The sequence below is a fragment of the Bacillus sp. 2CMS4F genome, from assembly GCF_023161785.1.
Classification (GTDB): Bacteria; Bacillota; Bacilli; order Bacillales; family Bacillaceae; genus Bacillus; species Bacillus halotolerans.
In genome coordinates, this window is sequence record NZ_JALNTO010000007.1 from 113,641 (window position 1) to 131,351 (window position 17,711).

The window sequence follows — 17,711 nt, forward strand, 5'->3', positions numbered from 1 at the left end:
AGACATAAATCATGGACAGCCTCATAAAATGGTAACAGCGGACAAGTCTTTTCATAAAGGAGCAAATGACTTAATGGCTGAACTGCTGATGAAAGCAAAACTCACGTTTATGATTGTCACAGGCGGTGTATTACAGGGACTCGGCATGTCCTTATTTTTATTTCCGCATGATATTCCGACAGGCGGGGCGGCAGGTATTGCGGTCTTATTGCACCATTTGTTTCACATTCCCCACGGCTTCTCGGTATGGGCTGTGAATGTGTCAATGCTTTTCACTGCTTTAAAATGGCTGGAGATGAGAACATTCACCGGCACTCTCGCCTCGATTACCGTCACCTCTGTATCGGTATTGATCTTCGATGTCATTTTTCCGGACATCACCTCAAACCTGTGGCTTGATTTGGCAAGCGGCGCTGTTTTATTAGGACTCGGCATCGGACTTTTATACAAATATAAAATTTCTAACGGAGGGTTTGGAGCCCTTGCTCTTATGATCTCAATTTACCGGGGCGGAAACCCGGGAACCATCTTGCTCATTATGAATTGCATCATTTTTATGATTACCGCATCAATTATTGCCTGGGGCATTGTGATTCAAGCTCTGATTTGCCAAGTGATATCAACAAGAGTCATCGACTTCATCTATAACATCCGCCTGACCTCTCTTCCCATACTTACGCCTATGTACCGTCATAAAAAATAATAGGCAAGAGGCTCTCCCGATACAGAGAGCCCCGCAGCCGCTGTTTTATAAATAAAAGGTATCGGATCTTAACCCCAAGCGCAAAGTCTCCAGAGCAATCGCATCATGAAATGAGATATTCGCCAGATTGACATTCGGCCCGATCCTTTGAATAAAACCTTGCTGGAGCGTTTTGTTTGGTGCTTCAAATATCATTCGGCTGATATCAATATCCGACAAAATGATATCATCAACGATTTGAAACCGGACATCTCCGCTGCTGGAACAGATCCCCCCTGTCCCGCTTTCCCTTGCTTCCGTAATCACTTTCTCTGCGCCTGCCTCCATATCTTCGAGAATATACTCAAGCCATTCCTCAGAGCACTGGCAGCTTGATACTTCCTCATCCTTGCTGCCCACCTCGCTGAGCACAAGAAATTCATCAGAAAAATCAGCAATGTAAGCCGCTTTTTCTTTATTCGTCATCGGGAGAGTGCCGTTTGAAATCTCAATATATTCGCACCCGAAGTAAGTGCAGTACCGATGAAATTCGTTGACTTTATTCTGGCTTACATATTTCTCAAACAGCGTGCCGCCGAAGAAAAACTTCACGTCATGCTCTTTCAGGGAGCTGATTTTTTCTTCAAGGTCTTTCGTAAGTAATGAAGTGCCCCAGCCGAATTTCACAAAATCTATATAGTCGGATGCCGCGCCTATCACATCTTTGAAAAACTGTAAGGGGTAGCCGTTGTCGATTAAAATGGTCTGTCCGTTTTCTCTCGGTTTACTTGTTCTCACTGGCAATTCTAGTGAAAAATCATTCATATCATGACCCTCTCTATCGTTGGAACTTCTCTTTCTTGTTTTACTTTCATCACGAAGTCGCCCATTATTTCTTTTGTACAGTACGCAATGTCTTCCGGTTCAAATAACGGCTGGCCGCTGTCAAAAAACTTCTCCGCAACGGATGAGTTTTTGATTCTTTCAATCACTTCAGCGGCCGCACCATTCGTCCCTTCTATAATGCTTTTGATATATTCCGCACACGCCATATCATCATCACCTGACGGATGGGAAGCCACAATGTTCAGCACACAATCTTTTGCAGCGTGCTTTTTCACATATTCCGCTGTTGTTCTGGCATTAGAAAATCCGGTCACAAAAAGATGCCTGGCCTTCAGCGCTCCTAACGCCGCTGTGACGCCGTTTGTCGTTTTCTGGATCAGCCGCTTATCCGCCATATCCTGCTCTGCCATACGCTTTGGAGAATTATCCAAATCAAATCCTTTGATTCCGACCCCCTTTTCCTCTCCTGTTAATACATAATCCGGATAGGTTTCTTTCAACTTGAAGGCTTCCTCAGTTGTCCGGACCAAGAGAATTTCTTTCGCCCCGCCGATAAAAGCAAAATGGGCCACGGTAAAGGCTCGAATGACGTCAATAACGATATTGATATCTGCCGGGGCAAGTGAATGATGATGCCCCTGATAAATGGTAATCGGCATAATACCTCTCCTTGGGCATAAAACCATTTTGCTAAAAAGCATATTCAGCTGGTCTCTTATTGGTTCCGCCGCGCCTACGTCTCCTCATTTTAGGCAGCCGCACACCTAAAAACCCTGAACCTTTATCTCAAAAGTGAATAGTCTGCCTATAACTCGATCAATAGATAAAAAACAGACAGATGCAAAACGGGGGGAAAATATTGAACGAACACATTACGTTTGACACATGGAACGAAACGCTGGCAAAAGAGATGACGGACCAATTGATCGATGAGCTCGATGTATTGAAATGGGCTTATAGAACATACGGGGATAAGATCGTGTATGCATGCAGCTTTGGCGCTGAAGGGATGGTGCTTCTCGACTTAATTTCAAAGATCAACAAACATGCGCACATCATCTTTTTAGATACAGGGCTCCATTTTCAGGAAACATATGAGCTGATCGAAGCCGTCAAACAAAAATACCCGGCATTTACGATCCAGCTGCTTGAACCCGAGCTGAACTTAAAAGAACAAGCGGCGCAATACGGCGATGAATTATGGAAACACAACCCGAATCTCTGCTGTCAATTACGGAAAATCGCACCTCTGCAAAAACACTTATCAGGCATGACAGCTTGGATTTCAGGTCTGCGCCGGGAGCAATCGCCGACGAGAAAGCATATTCAATTCATCAACCAGGATCACAAATTTAAGCTTATTAAAATCTGTCCGCTCATTCACTGGACATGGGATGATGTTTGGACGTACATCCGGCTCCACAATTTGCCTTATAACAAACTGCACGATCAAAATTACCCGAGCATAGGCTGTGAAATGTGCACATTGCCTTCTTCAAACCCAAATGATGAGAGAGCGGGAAGATGGGCCGGACGCGAGAAAACTGAATGCGGTCTGCACCAGGAATGAAAGACCGTATGTCGTGAGAATGGAAGCGCCGGCAGGTTTCAATCTACATTTTCTATTGATGAGAAAGCCCGTCCAGCGAAGAAATGGCAGACTATTAAAAAACAATGTAAAACGCAAAGATGGAGGTTAAGCACGTGAATGCAATCGAGCCCCATGGAGGGGTGTTAATCAACCGCTTCGATCCCGCATGCACTTTTGATGGCTGCACTTGCGAAGCTGAGCTTGATCAGCTGGCATTGAGCGACCTCGAGCTTATCGCGATCGGCGGCTACAGCCCGTTAACAGGTTTTTTGGGAGAAAAAGATTATCATTCCGTTGTGAAAGAGATGAGGCTGGCGAACGGTTTGCCGTGGAGTCTGCCTATTACGCTGCCTGTCAGCGAAGAAACAGCAAAACAGCTGTCTGTCGGAAATCACGTGAAGCTTGTGAAACACGGCGTGACGTACGGCATGATGACAGTGACCGATATCTATCAGCCAGATAAAACACAGGAAGCGCTGTCTGTTTATAAAACAAACGATCCCGCCCACCCCGGAGTAAAAAAACTGCTGGAGCGTCCGGACTTTTATATTGGAGGGCCTATCCTTGTCAGCCGCCTTCCCGATAAGTCCTTCGAACAGTTTTATGCAGCGCCGGCACAAACGAGACCGGCCTTTGAAAAGCTCGGCTGGAAAACAATTGTCGGCTTTCAGACGCGGAATCCCGTTCACAGAGCCCATGAATATATTCAAAAAACAGCGTTGGAAACCGTCGACGGTCTGCTGCTTCATCCGCTAGTAGGAGAAACGAAATCAGATGATATTCCGAGTGATATCAGAATGGAAAGCTACCAAGTACTGCTTGACCAGTATTATCCAAAGGATCGGGTGATGTTATCGGTGTTCCCTGCCGCCATGCGGTATGCCGGACCGCGTGAAGCGATTTTCCATGCGCTCGTCCGCAAAAATTACGGCTGCACCCATTTTATCGTCGGACGCGATCATGCAGGTGTCGGCAGCTATTATGGAACGTACGACGCACAGACCATTTTCAAATCATTCACTGAAGAAGAGCTGGGCATCAAGCCGCTGTTTTTTGAGCATAGCTTTTACTGCCGGAAATGCGGAAATATGGGCACCTCCAAAACGTGTCCGCACAGCGCGAGAGATCACATCCATTTATCAGGCACCAAAGTGAGAGAGCTTCTCCGCCAAGGCAAAAAGCCGCCGAAAGAATTCAGCCGGCCCGAGGTTGCAAGCGTGCTGATAAAAGGGCTCCATCAGCAGCCTGTTGCCATTCAGAGAAACAGCGGGGGATCAGAATGACACACAACCCGAATATCGTTTGGCATCCAGCGGTGATCCAAAAATCTGACAGACAGAGCTTAAACGGACATAAAAGCTGCGCCCTTTGGTTTACCGGTCTGTCCGGCTCAGGAAAATCAGTGCTCGCCAATGCCGTAGATGAAAAGCTCTATCACATGGGAATTCAGAGTTATGTCCTTGACGGCGATAATATCCGCCACGGATTGAATCGAGATCTCGGCTTTCGGACTGGGGACAGAATCGAAAACATCCGCCGGATCGGGGAAGTCGCAAAGCTGTTTGTCGATAGCGGCCAAATGATCTTAACAGCCTTTATTTCTCCGTTCAGAGAGGATCGGGATATGGTCAGAGCGCTGTTTCCCGATGGAGAATTTCTCGAAATTTATGTGAAATGCCCGCTCCAGGTTTGTGAACAGCGGGATCCGAAAGGTCTTTATAAAAAAGCGCGCAACGGCGACATTAAACATTTCACGGGGATTGATTCTCCCTATGAAGCGCCTCTTTCTCCCGATTTGATCATTGAATCTGACCAAACGTCCATTGCGGATGGAGCTGATTTGATCATCAAAGAATTGCAGCACAAAGGCATCATTTAAAAAACCCGACATTTGATCGGGTTTTTTTATTTAGCAAACTGCGCAATCAGGCTGTTTATTTTTTCTTTTTCCTCATAAAAGAGCCCGTGCCCATTGTATTCAAACGGAACCAATTCCGACTGCTTTATGCCGCGTTTTAATTCTTTGGCAAAATCAAACGGAGCGATTTTGTCCTTTCTGCCGTGCAGGATGAGTGTCGGCACCTTGATTTCCGCCAGGTCCTTTCTGAGATCCTCGTCTCTTAACGCAATGCCTGAGTGAATCGTTCCGTAAGAGGAAGCGTCCAGCAAAAGATTCTGGAACCATTGCTGGAACTCCGGAGAAACTTGTTTCTCGAAAAACTGTCTTCCCAGGTCAGCAAGCGTCTTCGGCCGATCGCTTTTGAATTGTTCAATCATGTCATCAATGTCCTGTTTCCTCATGCCGTACGGATAGCCCGGGCGCTTTGTAAATGCTGGCGCGGCCGCTGACAATAAAACCAGTTTATCGATATCGGCGCTCTCATGCCTTGCCATGTAACGGATCGCAATCGCACCTCCCATCGAAAAGCCGGCGAGAATCGCATTCTCAAGCTGCAGCGTATAAATAACGGCCTTCACGTCATCTGCCATCGTATTATAATCGTAGCCTTCCCACGGGCGGTCGGAATCACCGTAGCCCCGAAAATCGATGCCAATAAAACGGAAACCTCTTTTCGGCAGCTCATTCATTTGATATTCAAACATCTTATGATTCAGCGGCCAGCCATGCAAGAAGATAATAGGCCTTCCATGCCCGATATCCTCCACAAACAGTGTCACATGCTCCTCAGTTTTTACGTAATGCCCCACTTCACATTCCTCCTGTTCCCTTTTCCTTTCCCGTCTTGTAAACGCCTTGACGTGCGGGAAGCTTTGCATTTATGCTTACAAAACAAGCGGGCTGCAGCACCCAGAATAGGCTCTTCACGTTTTACTATATGTATCAATCCGCGGAAACGATCTATGAAATTGATCCTGATGGTTTTAGGTCATTCAGGAATGTAAAGGATGTCAAATGATGAATAAAACAGCGATTCAAAAACCGTACGTACCAGAAAACCTGCAAGCCGCCGATTTTCATGAAACGGCTGCAACAGATGATGTGATCAGCATGCATTTATTTGAAGATTGTTCAATTTCCGGTGAAGACATAGACAGGCTTTGTATTGAAAAAACCGTATTTCGGAATGTCGTGTTTATCGATGTTTCCTTCCGTTTTATTGAGCTGACAGATGTGATTTTCGAAAAATGCGATTTATCGAACGCTGATTTCAGCGGGGCTGTTCTGCACAGAACTTTATTGAAGCAATCGAAAATGGTCGGGATGAACTTGGCGGACTCAACGCTGCGGAATGTGTCGTTCGAGGAATGTCACGGGCAATTCAGTTCATTTTATTATTCGAATATGAAACACGTTCTGTTTCATCATTGTGTCCTTTTGCAAAGTGAATGCAGCAGCATGGCGCTCCAGCAGACACACTTTGATGCGTGCGAACTGGAGGGCGCCAACTTTACCGGTACGTCACTTCAAAACGTGGACATCAGCTCCTGCCGGTTTGAACAGATCCATGTCTCACTAGACAAATTAAAGGGCTGCAAAATTGCTCCGGAGCACGCAATGGCCTTTGCGAGAGCGCTGGGAGCTGTCATCGTCTAGCTTAAGCCTGCGTCATCAGGCGGCGGGCTGTATCTGCAGCCGCCTTGATGCCGATTTTCAGATCCTGAAGAGACGCATAGGAATACGACAGCCGAATGCTGCGCCGGTCATCGCCGTCATAAACGGAACCGGGGTTCACCAGCACCTGCTGTTTCAATAATTCCATAAACAGCTGCCTGACAGGCAGTTGTTTATGGAATGTGACCCATATATAAAAGCCGCCGGCTGGGATGCGCCACTCGGCAATATCTCCTGCATACTGCTGAAGAAACTGAAGTGCCGCGTCTCTCCTTTTCTTCAGCTCCTTTCTTACCCAAGCGAGGTGTTCTTCATAATATCCTTGTGACAGCCATCGCGCCGCGGCCCATTGAGAGAGGCCGCTCGATCCGTAATCCGTCTGCATTTTAATGTCAGCCAGCCTTTCAATAACTGGTTCCGGGCCGGCCAGCCAGCCGATTCGAAGACCGGGGCTTACTGTTTTCGAAAACGTGCCGAGATACAGGACATTGCCTTCCTGATCCATCGACTTTAACGGCAGCGGCGGCTGTTCTTCAAACCACAAATCACCGTACGCATCATCCTCAATGACCGGCAGCTGCTCTTTTTTTGACAGACTGACAACCTCTTCCCTTCTCTTCTCTGACATGACAATGCCAGTCGGATTATGAAACGACGGGATCGTGTAAAGCAGCTGGCCCCCGTATTGCTTCCGGTAAGCTGAAATCAACCCCGCCTGCATTCCTTCTTCATCCATCGGCAAACCGCGAAGCCGCATCCCTGCGGATTGAAAAACATGCAAAGAGTGAAGATAGGAAGGTTTTTCTGTCAAAATGACTGAGTCCCGCTTTAAAAGCCCGATCGAAATGAGCTGGAGCGCCTGCAGTGCGCCGGATACAATTAAAATGGCTGAAGGTGACACATTGATATGCTTTGTTTTTAAATGCTCAGCCACCGCCTCCCGCAGATCTATATTTCCTTTCGGCTGTTCGTATCCTAAAGACAGAACATGCGGATTGATTTGCTGAAACATCCTGCGCATCGTTTCAGCCGGCAGCAGCTCTGGTGAAAGCTCTCCCGTCCCCAGCCGAATGATATCCGCTCGCGCCTCGTTTTTATTGATATCCTGAATGATAGAAGAATTGGGATGATGAATCCCTGAGCGGACATAGGTGCTCCAATCAAGTGGCGGAGCTGACGCAAGCACGCTCCATGTGCTGTTTACTACCTTTGTGCCGCCGCCTCTTCTCCCCTCTAACAGACCTTGAGACGTGAGTTCATCAATCGCCGATGTCACTGTGCTTCGGTTGACCTGAAACATATCCGCCAGCGTTCTTTGTGACGGAATTTTCGTCCCTACAGCCCACTCGCCATGGAGAATTTTTTCTTTTATATATTGTTCGATTTGCCGATGAAGCGGAATGTCCGATTCACGGCTTGGCTGCCAATGTGACAACGTCAAGCCCCCTTTTTTTCACATTATACATTTGGATGGTTTTAAAACCAACCAAATGGCCGGAGACATGTAAAATCTTCTCTATTATTATGAGAAAAACAGATGTGAAAGGAGTTTTTTCAGCATGAATGCAATGATTCACGGAATCGTGCTGGCCTTCGGCTTAATTTTGCCGCTGGGGGCGCAGAATGTGTTTATTTTTCAGCAGGGAGCGTGGCAAAGGCATATTTGGCTGGCGCTGCCAGCCGTCATCAGTGCTTCTGTCTGCGATACCCTGCTCATTGTGTTAGCGGTTGCGGGTGTATCTGTCATTGTGCATCAGGTGCCTGTTTTTGAGACGGGAATGATGGCCGTGGGATTTTTGTTTCTCATTTACATGGGCTGGGTAACATGGAACAGCCGTCCGAAAACGGATGACAAAGAAAACAATATATTCACAGCAAAGAAACAAGCCGCATTTGCCGCAGCCGTGTCTCTGTTAAACCCGCACGCCATTTTAGACACTGTCGGCGTCATCGGTACAAGCTCTTTGCAGTATTCAGGGCTTGAGAAATGGCTCTTTATGGCCGCCTGCATCGCTGTGTCTTGGATTTGGTTTATCAGTCTTGCGATAGCGGGCCGGCTGTTTCAGACGATAGATACGAGCGGCAGGCTTATGTTGATCGTAAACAAATGTTCTGCGGTGGTAATGTGGGCTGCCGCCGTCTATTTCTTGTTCTCGATCTTTCGTTAACTGGAGGAAACCACAGCCTAAACATCGAATTGTATTTAGAAAAGGGGGCGATGTTTGTGACTGACGCTAAACAGTTTTATGACTACCATTCCTGGGCGAACAAGCGAATCTTGAACCATATCGAACACCTGCCGGAGGAAACTGCTTATCAAGAAGTAAAGAGCGTATTCCCTTCAGTCAGTGACGTACTGCTTCATATGTGCAGGGCTGACTACATATGGCTGAACGTTCTTTCGGGAGTGGACTACCAAGAGATTATAGACGGCACAGGCAAATTCGAGTCCGCGCATGGCAATATGGCAGCGATTAAACAGCACGCTTCCGAGTTGGAATTACAGTATCATCATTTCTTCAGCCGCCAGACGGACTTAGAACAGACCTTCTCCATGCAGCATCCGAAACTCGGTACACTGGAATCAACCTATGCAGACACCATCCTGCATGTCGTCAATCACGGCACTTATCACAGAGGGAACGTGACGGCCATGCTAAGACAGCTGGGCCATTCAGGAGTACCTACTGATTATATGTACTATTTATATGAGAAAAGAGAAAGCAAGGGCTAAACTGTCCTTGCTTTTTTTGGCGGAACAGCCTCAAATGGAACCTATTAACTTTTACATACCTGTATAAGCACGCTCCACATCAAGCTGTACAGGCCTGCCGCTTCGATACGAATCGGTCGCGGCGATGCCGACTTCTAAATTGATCGTCGCATCGACATCTGTCACAATCGGTGTTTTTCCATTCCGGACGCACTCTGCAAAATGCTGCAGTTCTAAGCAGTAGGCTTCATGAAAACGAGTTTGAAAGTCTGGGATGATCTCATAGCTGCTCCCTTTAGCGGTCAGGATGGTCACATTTTGGTTTCTCAATGTCCCTATGAAAATACTGCCTTCTGTCCCGATAATTTCTGCACGGATGTCATGGCCGTATGGAGAGGTTCTGCTTGCCTCGACGTCTCCCGCTGCGCCGGAATCAAACTCTAAATACGTCAGCGCCTGATCAACATCGCCGTATTGTTCCATAAACGGGTTGTTTAAAATCCGGCCGTGTCCGGAAACAGAAGTGATCTCCGCTCCGAGCAAATAACGGGCAATATCGTAATCATGGATGGAACAGTCGATAAAGATCCCTCCGCTATGTTTGATAAACTCAGCGGGTGGCGCCCCTTGATCGCGTGTAAAGCCTTTATAATAGATGGGTTTGCCGATCTCTCCCGCGTCTATCCGCCGTTTCGCATCCCCATATGCAGGATCAAAACGCCTCATAAAACCGACTTGGCAGATGACACCTGTCTCTTTTATTTTTTCAGAAACTGATTTTGATTCCTCAAGGTTTAATGTCAGCGGTTTTTCAACGAAAATCTGCTTGCCGTTTTCCGCCGCTTTGATGATCATTTCCCCATGTGTGCTTGTCGGCGTTACGATGACCACTGCATCAATCTCGGAATCTGCTAAAATCTCATGCGGATCATCCGACCATTTTTCAAGCCCGAATTCTTTAGCGACCTGCTCGGCTCTTTCTGTCATCGGATCACCGACACTGACAAGCTCAGCTCCCGGAACGCTGGTCATAAGGTTTCTTGCGTGATAGTATCCCAGTCTCCCTAACCCTAATACCGCGCATCTTACTCGATTTCCCATGTCCTCATCTCCTTAGTCTCCTTTTTACCGCCTAATGAAAGCGCTTTACCGGAATGATTAAAAAAATAGCGGTTCATCCACTATTTGGCCGATATATTTTTGCGCAAGCGCTTTCTCAAAAGGTGATTTCATTTTACAATGTCCTTTCTTCCCATGCAATATCTTTTTCGCCTTCGCTGTCAAAAAGAAAAGAACCCGCTGCATTATCGGATTCTTTTCTTGAAGGGTGATGTAGAATGTCTGATCACTAGCTCGGGTGATAACACTATTTTTTGTTTTGCCTTTCGTTTTCCTTCGATTTCTTCCGCCAGCAGTTCAATGACGCGCTGCCCCATTTCTTTAATCGGCTGGGCTACCGTTGTCAGGGGCGGATCGACCATTTCAGCAAGGATGGTGTTATCAAACCCGATGATGGACAGGTCATCCGGAACCTTGATGCCTCTTATTCTCGCCGCCTGAATGGCGGCACAGGCCAATACATCGTTAAAAGCAAAAATAGCCGTTGGCCTATCCCTGTCCAGCAATTGTCCCGCCTCTTCCTTTCCGCTCTCCAAAGAGAAGCGTGTCGGAACGATCAGCGACTCATCGACCGGCACATTCGCTTCCCCCATCGCCTGCCGGAATCCTTTGATTCTGTCTGTTTCACCTGTCGTTGACCCGTCACCCACAATGCAGGCAATCCTCGTGTGGCCCAGTGACAAAAGATGCTTGGCAGCCTCATACCCGCCGAGAACATCATCCATCACAACGATATCCATCGGAAGAAGGGGCTTATCCTGAGAAATCATGGCGAGCGGGATATGTTCGCTAATGATTTCCTCTAAAGCTGACATGCTGTCATGATTCTCAATTCCTGTCGCAAAAATGATGCCGTCTACGTTTTTTTGCTTTAGGACAGAAAAATATTTCGTTTCTTTTTTCGGATCGTAATCGGTACTGCAAATGATCATCTGAAAACCAAGCTCATCCGCTCTTTCCTCTATGCTTTTCGCGAGCTCGCCGTAAAACGGGTTTGAAATATCAGGCGTCACAAGGCCGATAATATTGGTCCGCTTTCCCGTTAAAGCAGCGGCGTGGACATTGGGCGTGTACTCCATTTCCTTCATCACATTCATGACCCTTTGCCTTGTTTTGTCACTGATCCGGCCCGTATGGTTAATGACGCGCGATACGGTCGTGATCGAGACACCCGCCTTTCTCGCCACATCGTAAATTGTCGTTTTCATCTTCATCCCTCGTCTGCTTATTGAACTTTCCGGCTGACAATTTTCCGGTATTCAATTGGTGAAATGCCTTCAATTTGCTTAAAGAGCTTTGAAAAGTATGTCGGGTCCTCCATTCCAATCGTTTCCGCGATGACGCCCATTTTATCATTTGTCGAGGATAAAAGACGCTTTGCTTCAGTCATTCTTACCCGATTTGTGTATTGGCCCGGCGTGACACCAAGCACTTGCTGCATGCAGCGGGTCACATAATCCTGATTATAGTGCAGGGCGAGCGACAGATCCTTGATTGTCGTTTTCTCCTTATAATGCTCCTGTAAGTATCGGGCCGCCTCCCATGCCACCCGCTCTTTTGCAGACGGAATTTGAAACGCCTCCTTTTGAAGATGCAGCATCAGCTCTTCAAACAAGATTTGTTTTCTGAGCGGCAAATCGGAGTTTTCTGCGGAGTAATCAATGAGCCTTTCAAACTGCTGCGCCATAAATTGCGGGCGCTGCACCTTGCCTTTTCTCGGCAATGCGAGCCCGTAGCGGGCTGGCTCCTCGAAGCTCCCCTTTTCCTGCTGAAGCTCTGCCCAATTGCTGCCCCCTTTTGCGGTAAATTCATATTGATGTTCATCAAAGTGAAGCCAATAATAGGAGGTCGCTTCATCACTGCCCTTTGTCCCATAGTGTTCAAGACCGGGAGAAAGCAAGATATATTCGCCCCCTTCAACAGAGAACGATTTTTCATTTTCAGTGATATATAACGTCCCCTGCTTGACGTATATCAGATCAAATACAGAAAAAACGCGTTTGACATGGGTTTCTCCTTTTTTAAAAACCCCTTCTCCGGCTGCGATAAACACCGGGAAAGGCGGGACTGTAAACAGGATGCGAGGCAATTTGATCACCCTCCTTTTTAAGTCGGATTTTTGCAAGAAGTATCGTTTCTCTCCCTTTTTATTATAAGGAAATGGAGGTACACTTTAAAACGTTGATTTTATTTACGAAAGGGGTTAGACACTATGAAACAAGCTGTCTTCAAATCAACTGCTTTGAAAAAACCCGCTGACAAATCGTTCTCATTATTTTCGCTTACTTGGCCGATCTTTATTGAGGTCTCATTATATATGTTTATGGGTAATGCTGATACACTGATGCTCAGCCAATACTCAGATAACAGTGTGGCGGCAGTCGGCGTCAGCAACCAGATTTTGAATTTAATTATCGTGATGTTCAGTTTTATCGCAACAGGAACAACTGTTGTCATCTCACAATTTTTAGGATCCCGGAAAAAGAAAGAAGCTATGGAAGTCGCTTATGTGTCAATCGCAGCCAACTTCTTCATCAGCCTTGCGATCAGCGCTCTCATCTTTTTTGCGGCAGTTCCTCTGCTTCATATGATGGGATTATCAAATGAGCTGATGCCTGACGCTAAAGTCTTTTTACAAGTTGTCGGAGGTCTGTCCTTTATTCAGGCTTTAATCATGACATTCAGCGCGATCTTAAAAAGCTATGGCTACACAAAGGATACAATGTTTGTCACAATCGGCATGAACATTTTAAACATTGCCGGAAACTTTGTTGTCATTTTTGGCCTGTTCGGCTTTCCAGTTCTCGGCGTAGCGGGTGTTGCCATGTCCACATCTATCGCGCGTGTCATCGGATTAATCGCGATGATTGTCATTGTAAACAAACGCATTCAGCTGAAGATGTCGTTGAAAAAAGTATTTCATATGCATAAAGACCATTTGCGCAAGCTGCTGAAAATCGGCATTCCTTCAGCAGGCGAACAGCTTTCTTATAACCTTTCGCAAATGATTGTCACTTATTTTATTGCCATCATGGGGGCGCAGGCTTTAACAACCAAAGTGTATACGCAAAATATTACGATGTTTATTCTGCTATTCGGGACTGCGATCAGCCAAGGCACACAAATTTTAATCGGCCGCTATATCGGCGGCAAACAGTTCGATGCCGCATATGAGCGCTGCATGAAAAGCTTGTATTGGGCGCTCGGAATTGCTGCGGCCACATCTGTTTTGATGACAATCTTTTCAAAAGACCTTATCGGCATCTTCACACAAAGCCCTGATATTATTGCTACCGCAAGCCTTTTGATTGCGATGACCATCATCCTTGAACCGGGCCGCTCATTTAATGTGATTATTATTAACTCTCTGCGCGCCGCGGGGGATGCGAAATTCCCGGTCTACATGGCGATGATTTCCATGTGGGGCATCGGCCTTCCGCTTGCTTATCTATTCGGCATTCATCTCGGTTTCGGGCTTGCCGGCGTATGGATTTCTTTTATCGCGGACGAATGGGTGCGGGGAATCTTAATGTACAGAAGATGGCGCTCACGGATCTGGATTCAAAAAGGTATGGCGTAACACCCGGCAGAACAAGCCGGGTGTTTTTTTACAGCTCGGACAGAATCATTTTTGCTTCGCTGTCTGTTAAGGCATGCTTGTGTCCAAATACGTTGTACTGCTCCGTTCGGATTTTTTCCAGAATGGCTCGGTACAGCTGAGCTGCAGCTTTTACCGCTTTTTGAGAATACTGAGGGAAAATCGGCAGGGCATCCAGGCACTCTTCAAGGTAGGCCTCCGCTTCAAAAGCGATGTACTCCCACGTCATCGTGAACGCTTTATTGACGATGCCTTTTTGGAGATCGTCTTCTGTATAGCCGAATTGCTGCATCACCTGACGGGGAATGCGGTTTTTTTGATGCTGGTCCGTTCCGAGATTGTTTAAAATTCGAATCAGCTGTATGGCCAAGCCGAGAGAGACCGCTGCTTGTTTGAGCTGATCTTGATTTCGGCGCGTCAGCATCGGCAGCAGCATCAATCCCGCGTTTCCGCCCGTCTGATATGCGTCCATGAGCAGTTCATCAAGGGTTTCATGCGTCTTCGATTCATCTTTCTTTGCGGCAAGGAACTCCCGAAAAGGCTCGCTGTCTAATGTAAATGTCTGATACGCATGGTCGAACGCTTTCCACAAATCGTGTTTCCCGTTACTTGCCCTTTGAAAAACATGTTCAGCTTCAGCTTCAAATACAGGTATCGCCTTCTCATCTGCACTGGCTGCCGTACGGCAAAACGCCAAAACAGCCCAAGCAGCTTGTCTTTGCTTCAGCGGGAGAAATGAGAATGCCCGGAAACAGGCTGGCGCGTATTCGCTGACAATCTGTCCGCACTGCTGATAAGCTTCTTTTATCTCTTTCATTTCTTTTCACTCCTATGTATCACTGCTTCTTCAAGTCTATTATGTTTTCTCCTAATTGTATATGAAGAAAAAGCCGATTCTTACTTTGTAAAAGTAACAAGAATGAAAAATGCGCAACATGCTGCTTCAATCATATAAACCTCGAATGCCTAGTCTGAACAGGACCATCAACGAGATATGCTTTTTTATTTTTAATGCCATACAACAGATAGAGATTAAACACTTCTCAATCACTGCTTCAATAAAAGAGGAATCACGAAAAAAAGGGCTAATTGTTATTTAATACATTATAGTAATGGAGTGAGTTCAGTGATAAAATTTTTTGAATATAACTGGCAGGTTAGAGATCAATGGTTTACTTGGTGTCATCAACTAAGCACTGAAGAGTTACTTAAAAACCATCTTGGCGGGGTAGAGAATATTTTATATACCCTTTTTCATATTATTGACGTGGAATATAGTTGGGTTCGTGCTATCCAAGGAAAAGAAGATATCGTTGTTCAGTTCGCTGATTATCATACACTCGATAAAGTGAAATCCCTCTCAAATACATTCCGAACTGAAATTATTGATGTTTTAGAAACACATTCAGAGCTAATAAAAGATGAACTTGTAAGCGTTCCTTGGGAGAAAGATGTTCTATATACGCGAGATGAAATATTACACCATATAATCGCTCACGAAATCCACCATATTGGTCAACTTTCTGTATGGGCTAGGGAATTAAAGTTAAGCCCAGTATCAGCTAGTTTTATCGGCAGAACATTAAAACCTATTCATTCATATTGAAGGAACGTGGGGACTTTGGCGCAACAACACTTCGATATTGCTGTTGTAAAAAAAAGGATAGATAGAGCATAATTTCTCTGCCCATCTATCCTTTCTTATTTTAATCTATACATCTCCGGCTTTTAAAATAGAACCTACCTCTCGTCAATATCAATCCGATACGCCTCAAACCATGTATGAATTTGGGCAAGATGGGCGATCAGCTGCGGTCCTTTCATCAGCTGACCGTACCATGGTACCTGAAAGGAGGAGCCTTCCGTCTCTAAAAGCTGATCCAATTGGTTTCTGTCCAGCAAGGTATGGAGCACGGAGTCCTTTTGGCTCCTGATCGCTTCCAGCCACTCGCTGACGCCTTTTGTATATTCAGGATGGTGCGTTTTCGGATACGGGCTTTTTTTACGATATAAGATTTCATCAGGCAAAATGCCTTCAAGCGCTTTTCGCAAAATGCCTTTTTCCCGGTTGTCATGCATTTTCATTTCCCATGGGATATTCCAGACGTACTCAACGAGCCGATGATCTGCAAACGGCACCCGCACCTCAAGGCTCGCCCCCATGCTCATGCGATCCTTCCGATCCAAAAGATTGGTCATAAACCAAAGCATATTTAAATAGAACAGCTGTCTTCTTGCTTTATCCTCACCTGTTTCACCGTCTAATAACGGCGTTTCGGCCAGGGTTTCTTCGTATTTTGCATGTACGTATTCCTTCAAATTCAATTTTTTCTGCCACGTATCGGAGAGCAGCTTCACCCGCTCTTCAGTTGATCTCATCCACGGAAAACCGGACTCAACGTCTGCTGTATGGAACCACGGATATCCGCCGAAAATCTCATCCGCGCATTCTCCTGACAGGCTGACGACAAAGTCCTTTTTGATTTCACGGCAAAACCATAATAGGGACGAGTCGACGTCAGCCATTCCCGGAAGGTCTTTGACCAGAACGGCTTCCTCCAAATGATCGACGAGATCTTTTTGGCTGATGACGCATTTATGGTGCGTCGTGCCGAAAGCCTCTGTCATTTTTTCAATCCACGGCCCGTCGTCATTCGGCTGAAAGGCGCTCGCTTGAAAAAATTTGTCGTTTTCTTCGTAATCAATCGAATAAGTATGAAGCGGGGCTTTTCCTTCCTTTTCAAAATGGCCTGCGGCAATGGCGGTAATCGCACTCGAATCAAGTCCGCCGGATAGGAACGTACAAACCGGAACATCCGACACTAGCTGCCGCGTCACCGCATCCTGAAACAACGATCTCACATTGGCCACACTGTCTTCAAAGCTGTCCGTATGTTTCTCGCTTTTGACATTCCAATAACGCCATATGTTCAGTCCGTCTTTAGAAAACGTCAGCGCATGGGCCGGACGGACTTCATTAATGCCTTTAAACACGCCTGTCCCCGGGGTTCTGGACGGTCCGAGCCCGAAAATTTCCGAGAGACCCGTTCTGTCCACCCGCGCCTTCACCTCGGGGTGTGCGAGGATGGCTTTGAGTTCTGATCCGAAGAGAAAAGAAGAGCCTTGCTCCGTATAAAAAAACGGCTTCACGCCAAGACGGTCTCTCGCCGCAAACAGCAGATCACGCTTTTCATCCCACACGGCAAAGGCGAAAATGCCGTTCAAGCGATCCACACAATTCTCCTGCCATTCAATGTAGCTGTGCAGCAACACCTCGGTATCAGATGTCCGCTCGAACTGATGGCCCCGCGCCCGCAGCTCTTTGCGCAGATCTTCCGTGTTATACAGCTCACCATTGTAAATAATTGTGTACGTATCCCCTTTATAGGTGCATGCCATCGGCTGGCGTCCGCCTTCAATATCAACAACCGCAAGCCTTTTATGTCCGAATAAAACATGGTGCTCTCCCCAAACGTTAGAATCATCAGGCCCCCGTTTGGAAAGAGTGTCTGTCATTCTGTTCATCGTTTGTTTTTCTTGGACGAGCTGCTTTTTAAAGTCGACCCAACCCGTAATTCCACACATGTG

The 17,711-nt window shown here is 46.5% G+C and carries 17 protein-coding genes and 1 pseudogene; 9 read left to right on the forward strand and 9 right to left on the reverse strand.

Features of this window, described 5'->3' with window-relative positions:
* Positions 1-73: 73 nt before the first annotated feature.
* Positions 74-703, forward strand: a complete 630-nt coding sequence (locus tag MTN95_RS12260; protein ID WP_010333695.1) for a YitT family protein — start codon at positions 74-76, stop codon at positions 701-703.
* A gap of 45 nt (positions 704-748) precedes the next feature.
* On the opposite strand, the gene MTN95_RS12265 is transcribed toward MTN95_RS12260, so the two are convergent.
* Positions 749-1,507: a phosphosulfolactate synthase gene (locus MTN95_RS12265; RefSeq protein WP_105990569.1), complete on the reverse strand. Its 759-nt coding sequence runs from the start codon at positions 1,505-1,507 to the stop codon at positions 749-751.
* Entirely contained in the window at positions 1,504-2,187 is a 684-nt protein-coding gene (locus MTN95_RS12270) for a 2-phosphosulfolactate phosphatase (protein ID WP_248338316.1), read from the reverse strand. The genes MTN95_RS12265 and MTN95_RS12270 overlap by 4 nt, the downstream gene beginning before the upstream one ends.
* Before the next feature lie 200 nt (positions 2,188-2,387).
* On the opposite strand from MTN95_RS12270, the gene MTN95_RS12275 reads away from it, so the two are divergent.
* The 3 genes from MTN95_RS12275 to cysC all read left to right on the forward strand — a co-directional run bounded on the left by MTN95_RS12275 (position 2,388) and on the right by cysC (position 4,998).
* Positions 2,388-3,098 (forward strand): phosphoadenylyl-sulfate reductase, encoded by a 711-nt coding sequence (locus tag MTN95_RS12275; RefSeq protein ID WP_202853478.1) that lies wholly within the window; start codon positions 2,388-2,390, stop codon positions 3,096-3,098.
* 134 nt (positions 3,099-3,232) lie between these two features.
* On the forward strand, positions 3,233-4,402 hold the full coding sequence (sat, locus tag MTN95_RS12280; protein ID WP_227598282.1) for a sulfate adenylyltransferase: 1,170 nt from the start codon (positions 3,233-3,235) through the stop codon (positions 4,400-4,402).
* Entirely contained in the window at positions 4,399-4,998 is a 600-nt protein-coding gene (gene cysC, locus MTN95_RS12285; RefSeq protein ID WP_105953754.1) for an adenylyl-sulfate kinase, read from the forward strand. Before sat ends, cysC begins: the two co-directional genes overlap by 4 nt.
* Before the next feature lie 26 nt (positions 4,999-5,024).
* On the opposite strand, the gene MTN95_RS12290 is transcribed toward cysC, so the two are convergent.
* Positions 5,025-5,828 (reverse strand): alpha/beta fold hydrolase, encoded by an 804-nt coding sequence (locus MTN95_RS12290; protein ID WP_248338318.1) that lies wholly within the window; start codon positions 5,826-5,828, stop codon positions 5,025-5,027.
* 208 nt (positions 5,829-6,036) lie between these two features.
* On the opposite strand from MTN95_RS12290, the gene MTN95_RS12295 reads away from it, so the two are divergent.
* A complete protein-coding gene (locus tag MTN95_RS12295) occupies positions 6,037-6,675 on the forward strand; it encodes a pentapeptide repeat-containing protein (RefSeq protein ID WP_202853476.1) in 639 nt (212 codons plus the stop codon).
* Between the two features lies 1 nt (position 6,676).
* On the opposite strand, the gene pdxR is transcribed toward MTN95_RS12295, so the two are convergent.
* Positions 6,677-8,134, reverse strand: coding sequence for a MocR-like pyridoxine biosynthesis transcription factor PdxR (pdxR, locus tag MTN95_RS12300; RefSeq protein WP_248338320.1), 1,458 nt, complete (start codon positions 8,132-8,134; stop codon positions 6,677-6,679).
* 118 nt (positions 8,135-8,252) lie between these two features.
* Here pdxR and MTN95_RS12305 point away from each other — a divergent pair, with 118 nt between their 5' ends.
* Together MTN95_RS12305 and MTN95_RS12310 are read left to right on the forward strand one after the other, a co-directional pair.
* A complete protein-coding gene (locus tag MTN95_RS12305; protein ID WP_105990563.1) occupies positions 8,253-8,861 on the forward strand; it encodes a LysE/ArgO family amino acid transporter in 609 nt (202 codons plus the stop codon).
* A 56-nt stretch (positions 8,862-8,917) separates the two neighbouring features.
* Positions 8,918-9,427 (forward strand): DinB family protein, encoded by a 510-nt coding sequence (locus MTN95_RS12310; RefSeq protein WP_024120862.1) that lies wholly within the window; start codon positions 8,918-8,920, stop codon positions 9,425-9,427.
* A gap of 51 nt (positions 9,428-9,478) precedes the next feature.
* Here MTN95_RS12310 and iolX read toward each other — a convergent pair whose 3' ends face one another.
* The 3 genes from iolX to MTN95_RS12325 all read right to left on the reverse strand — a co-directional run bounded on the left by iolX (position 9,479) and on the right by MTN95_RS12325 (position 12,614).
* Complete coding sequence (iolX, locus tag MTN95_RS12315) at positions 9,479-10,507, reverse strand: scyllo-inositol 2-dehydrogenase (RefSeq protein WP_227598286.1); 1,029 nt, start codon at positions 10,505-10,507, stop codon at positions 9,479-9,481.
* Between the two features lie 203 nt (positions 10,508-10,710).
* Entirely contained in the window at positions 10,711-11,733 is a 1,023-nt protein-coding gene (locus tag MTN95_RS12320; protein WP_105953813.1) for a LacI family DNA-binding transcriptional regulator, read from the reverse strand.
* Positions 11,734-11,750: 17 nt separating this feature from the next.
* Complete coding sequence (locus MTN95_RS12325) at positions 11,751-12,614, reverse strand: AraC family transcriptional regulator (protein ID WP_095713660.1); 864 nt, start codon at positions 12,612-12,614, stop codon at positions 11,751-11,753.
* A 123-nt stretch (positions 12,615-12,737) separates the two neighbouring features.
* On the opposite strand from MTN95_RS12325, the gene MTN95_RS12330 reads away from it, so the two are divergent.
* Positions 12,738-14,105: an MATE family efflux transporter gene (locus MTN95_RS12330; protein WP_059293074.1), complete on the forward strand. Its 1,368-nt coding sequence runs from the start codon at positions 12,738-12,740 to the stop codon at positions 14,103-14,105.
* Positions 14,106-14,133: 28 nt separating this feature from the next.
* Here the strand turns inward: MTN95_RS12330 and MTN95_RS12335 are convergent.
* Positions 14,134-14,963: pseudogene (locus MTN95_RS12335) on the reverse strand (phytoene/squalene synthase family protein).
* A 286-nt stretch (positions 14,964-15,249) separates the two neighbouring features.
* On the opposite strand from MTN95_RS12335, the gene MTN95_RS12340 reads away from it, so the two are divergent.
* Positions 15,250-15,729, forward strand: coding sequence for a DinB family protein (locus tag MTN95_RS12340; RefSeq protein WP_248338322.1), 480 nt, complete (start codon positions 15,250-15,252; stop codon positions 15,727-15,729).
* 134 nt (positions 15,730-15,863) lie between these two features.
* On the opposite strand, the gene asnB is transcribed toward MTN95_RS12340, so the two are convergent.
* Positions 15,864-17,708: an asparagine synthase (glutamine-hydrolyzing) gene (gene asnB / locus MTN95_RS12345; protein ID WP_105953764.1), complete on the reverse strand. Its 1,845-nt coding sequence runs from the start codon at positions 17,706-17,708 to the stop codon at positions 15,864-15,866.
* Positions 17,709-17,711: the final 3 nt, after the last annotated feature.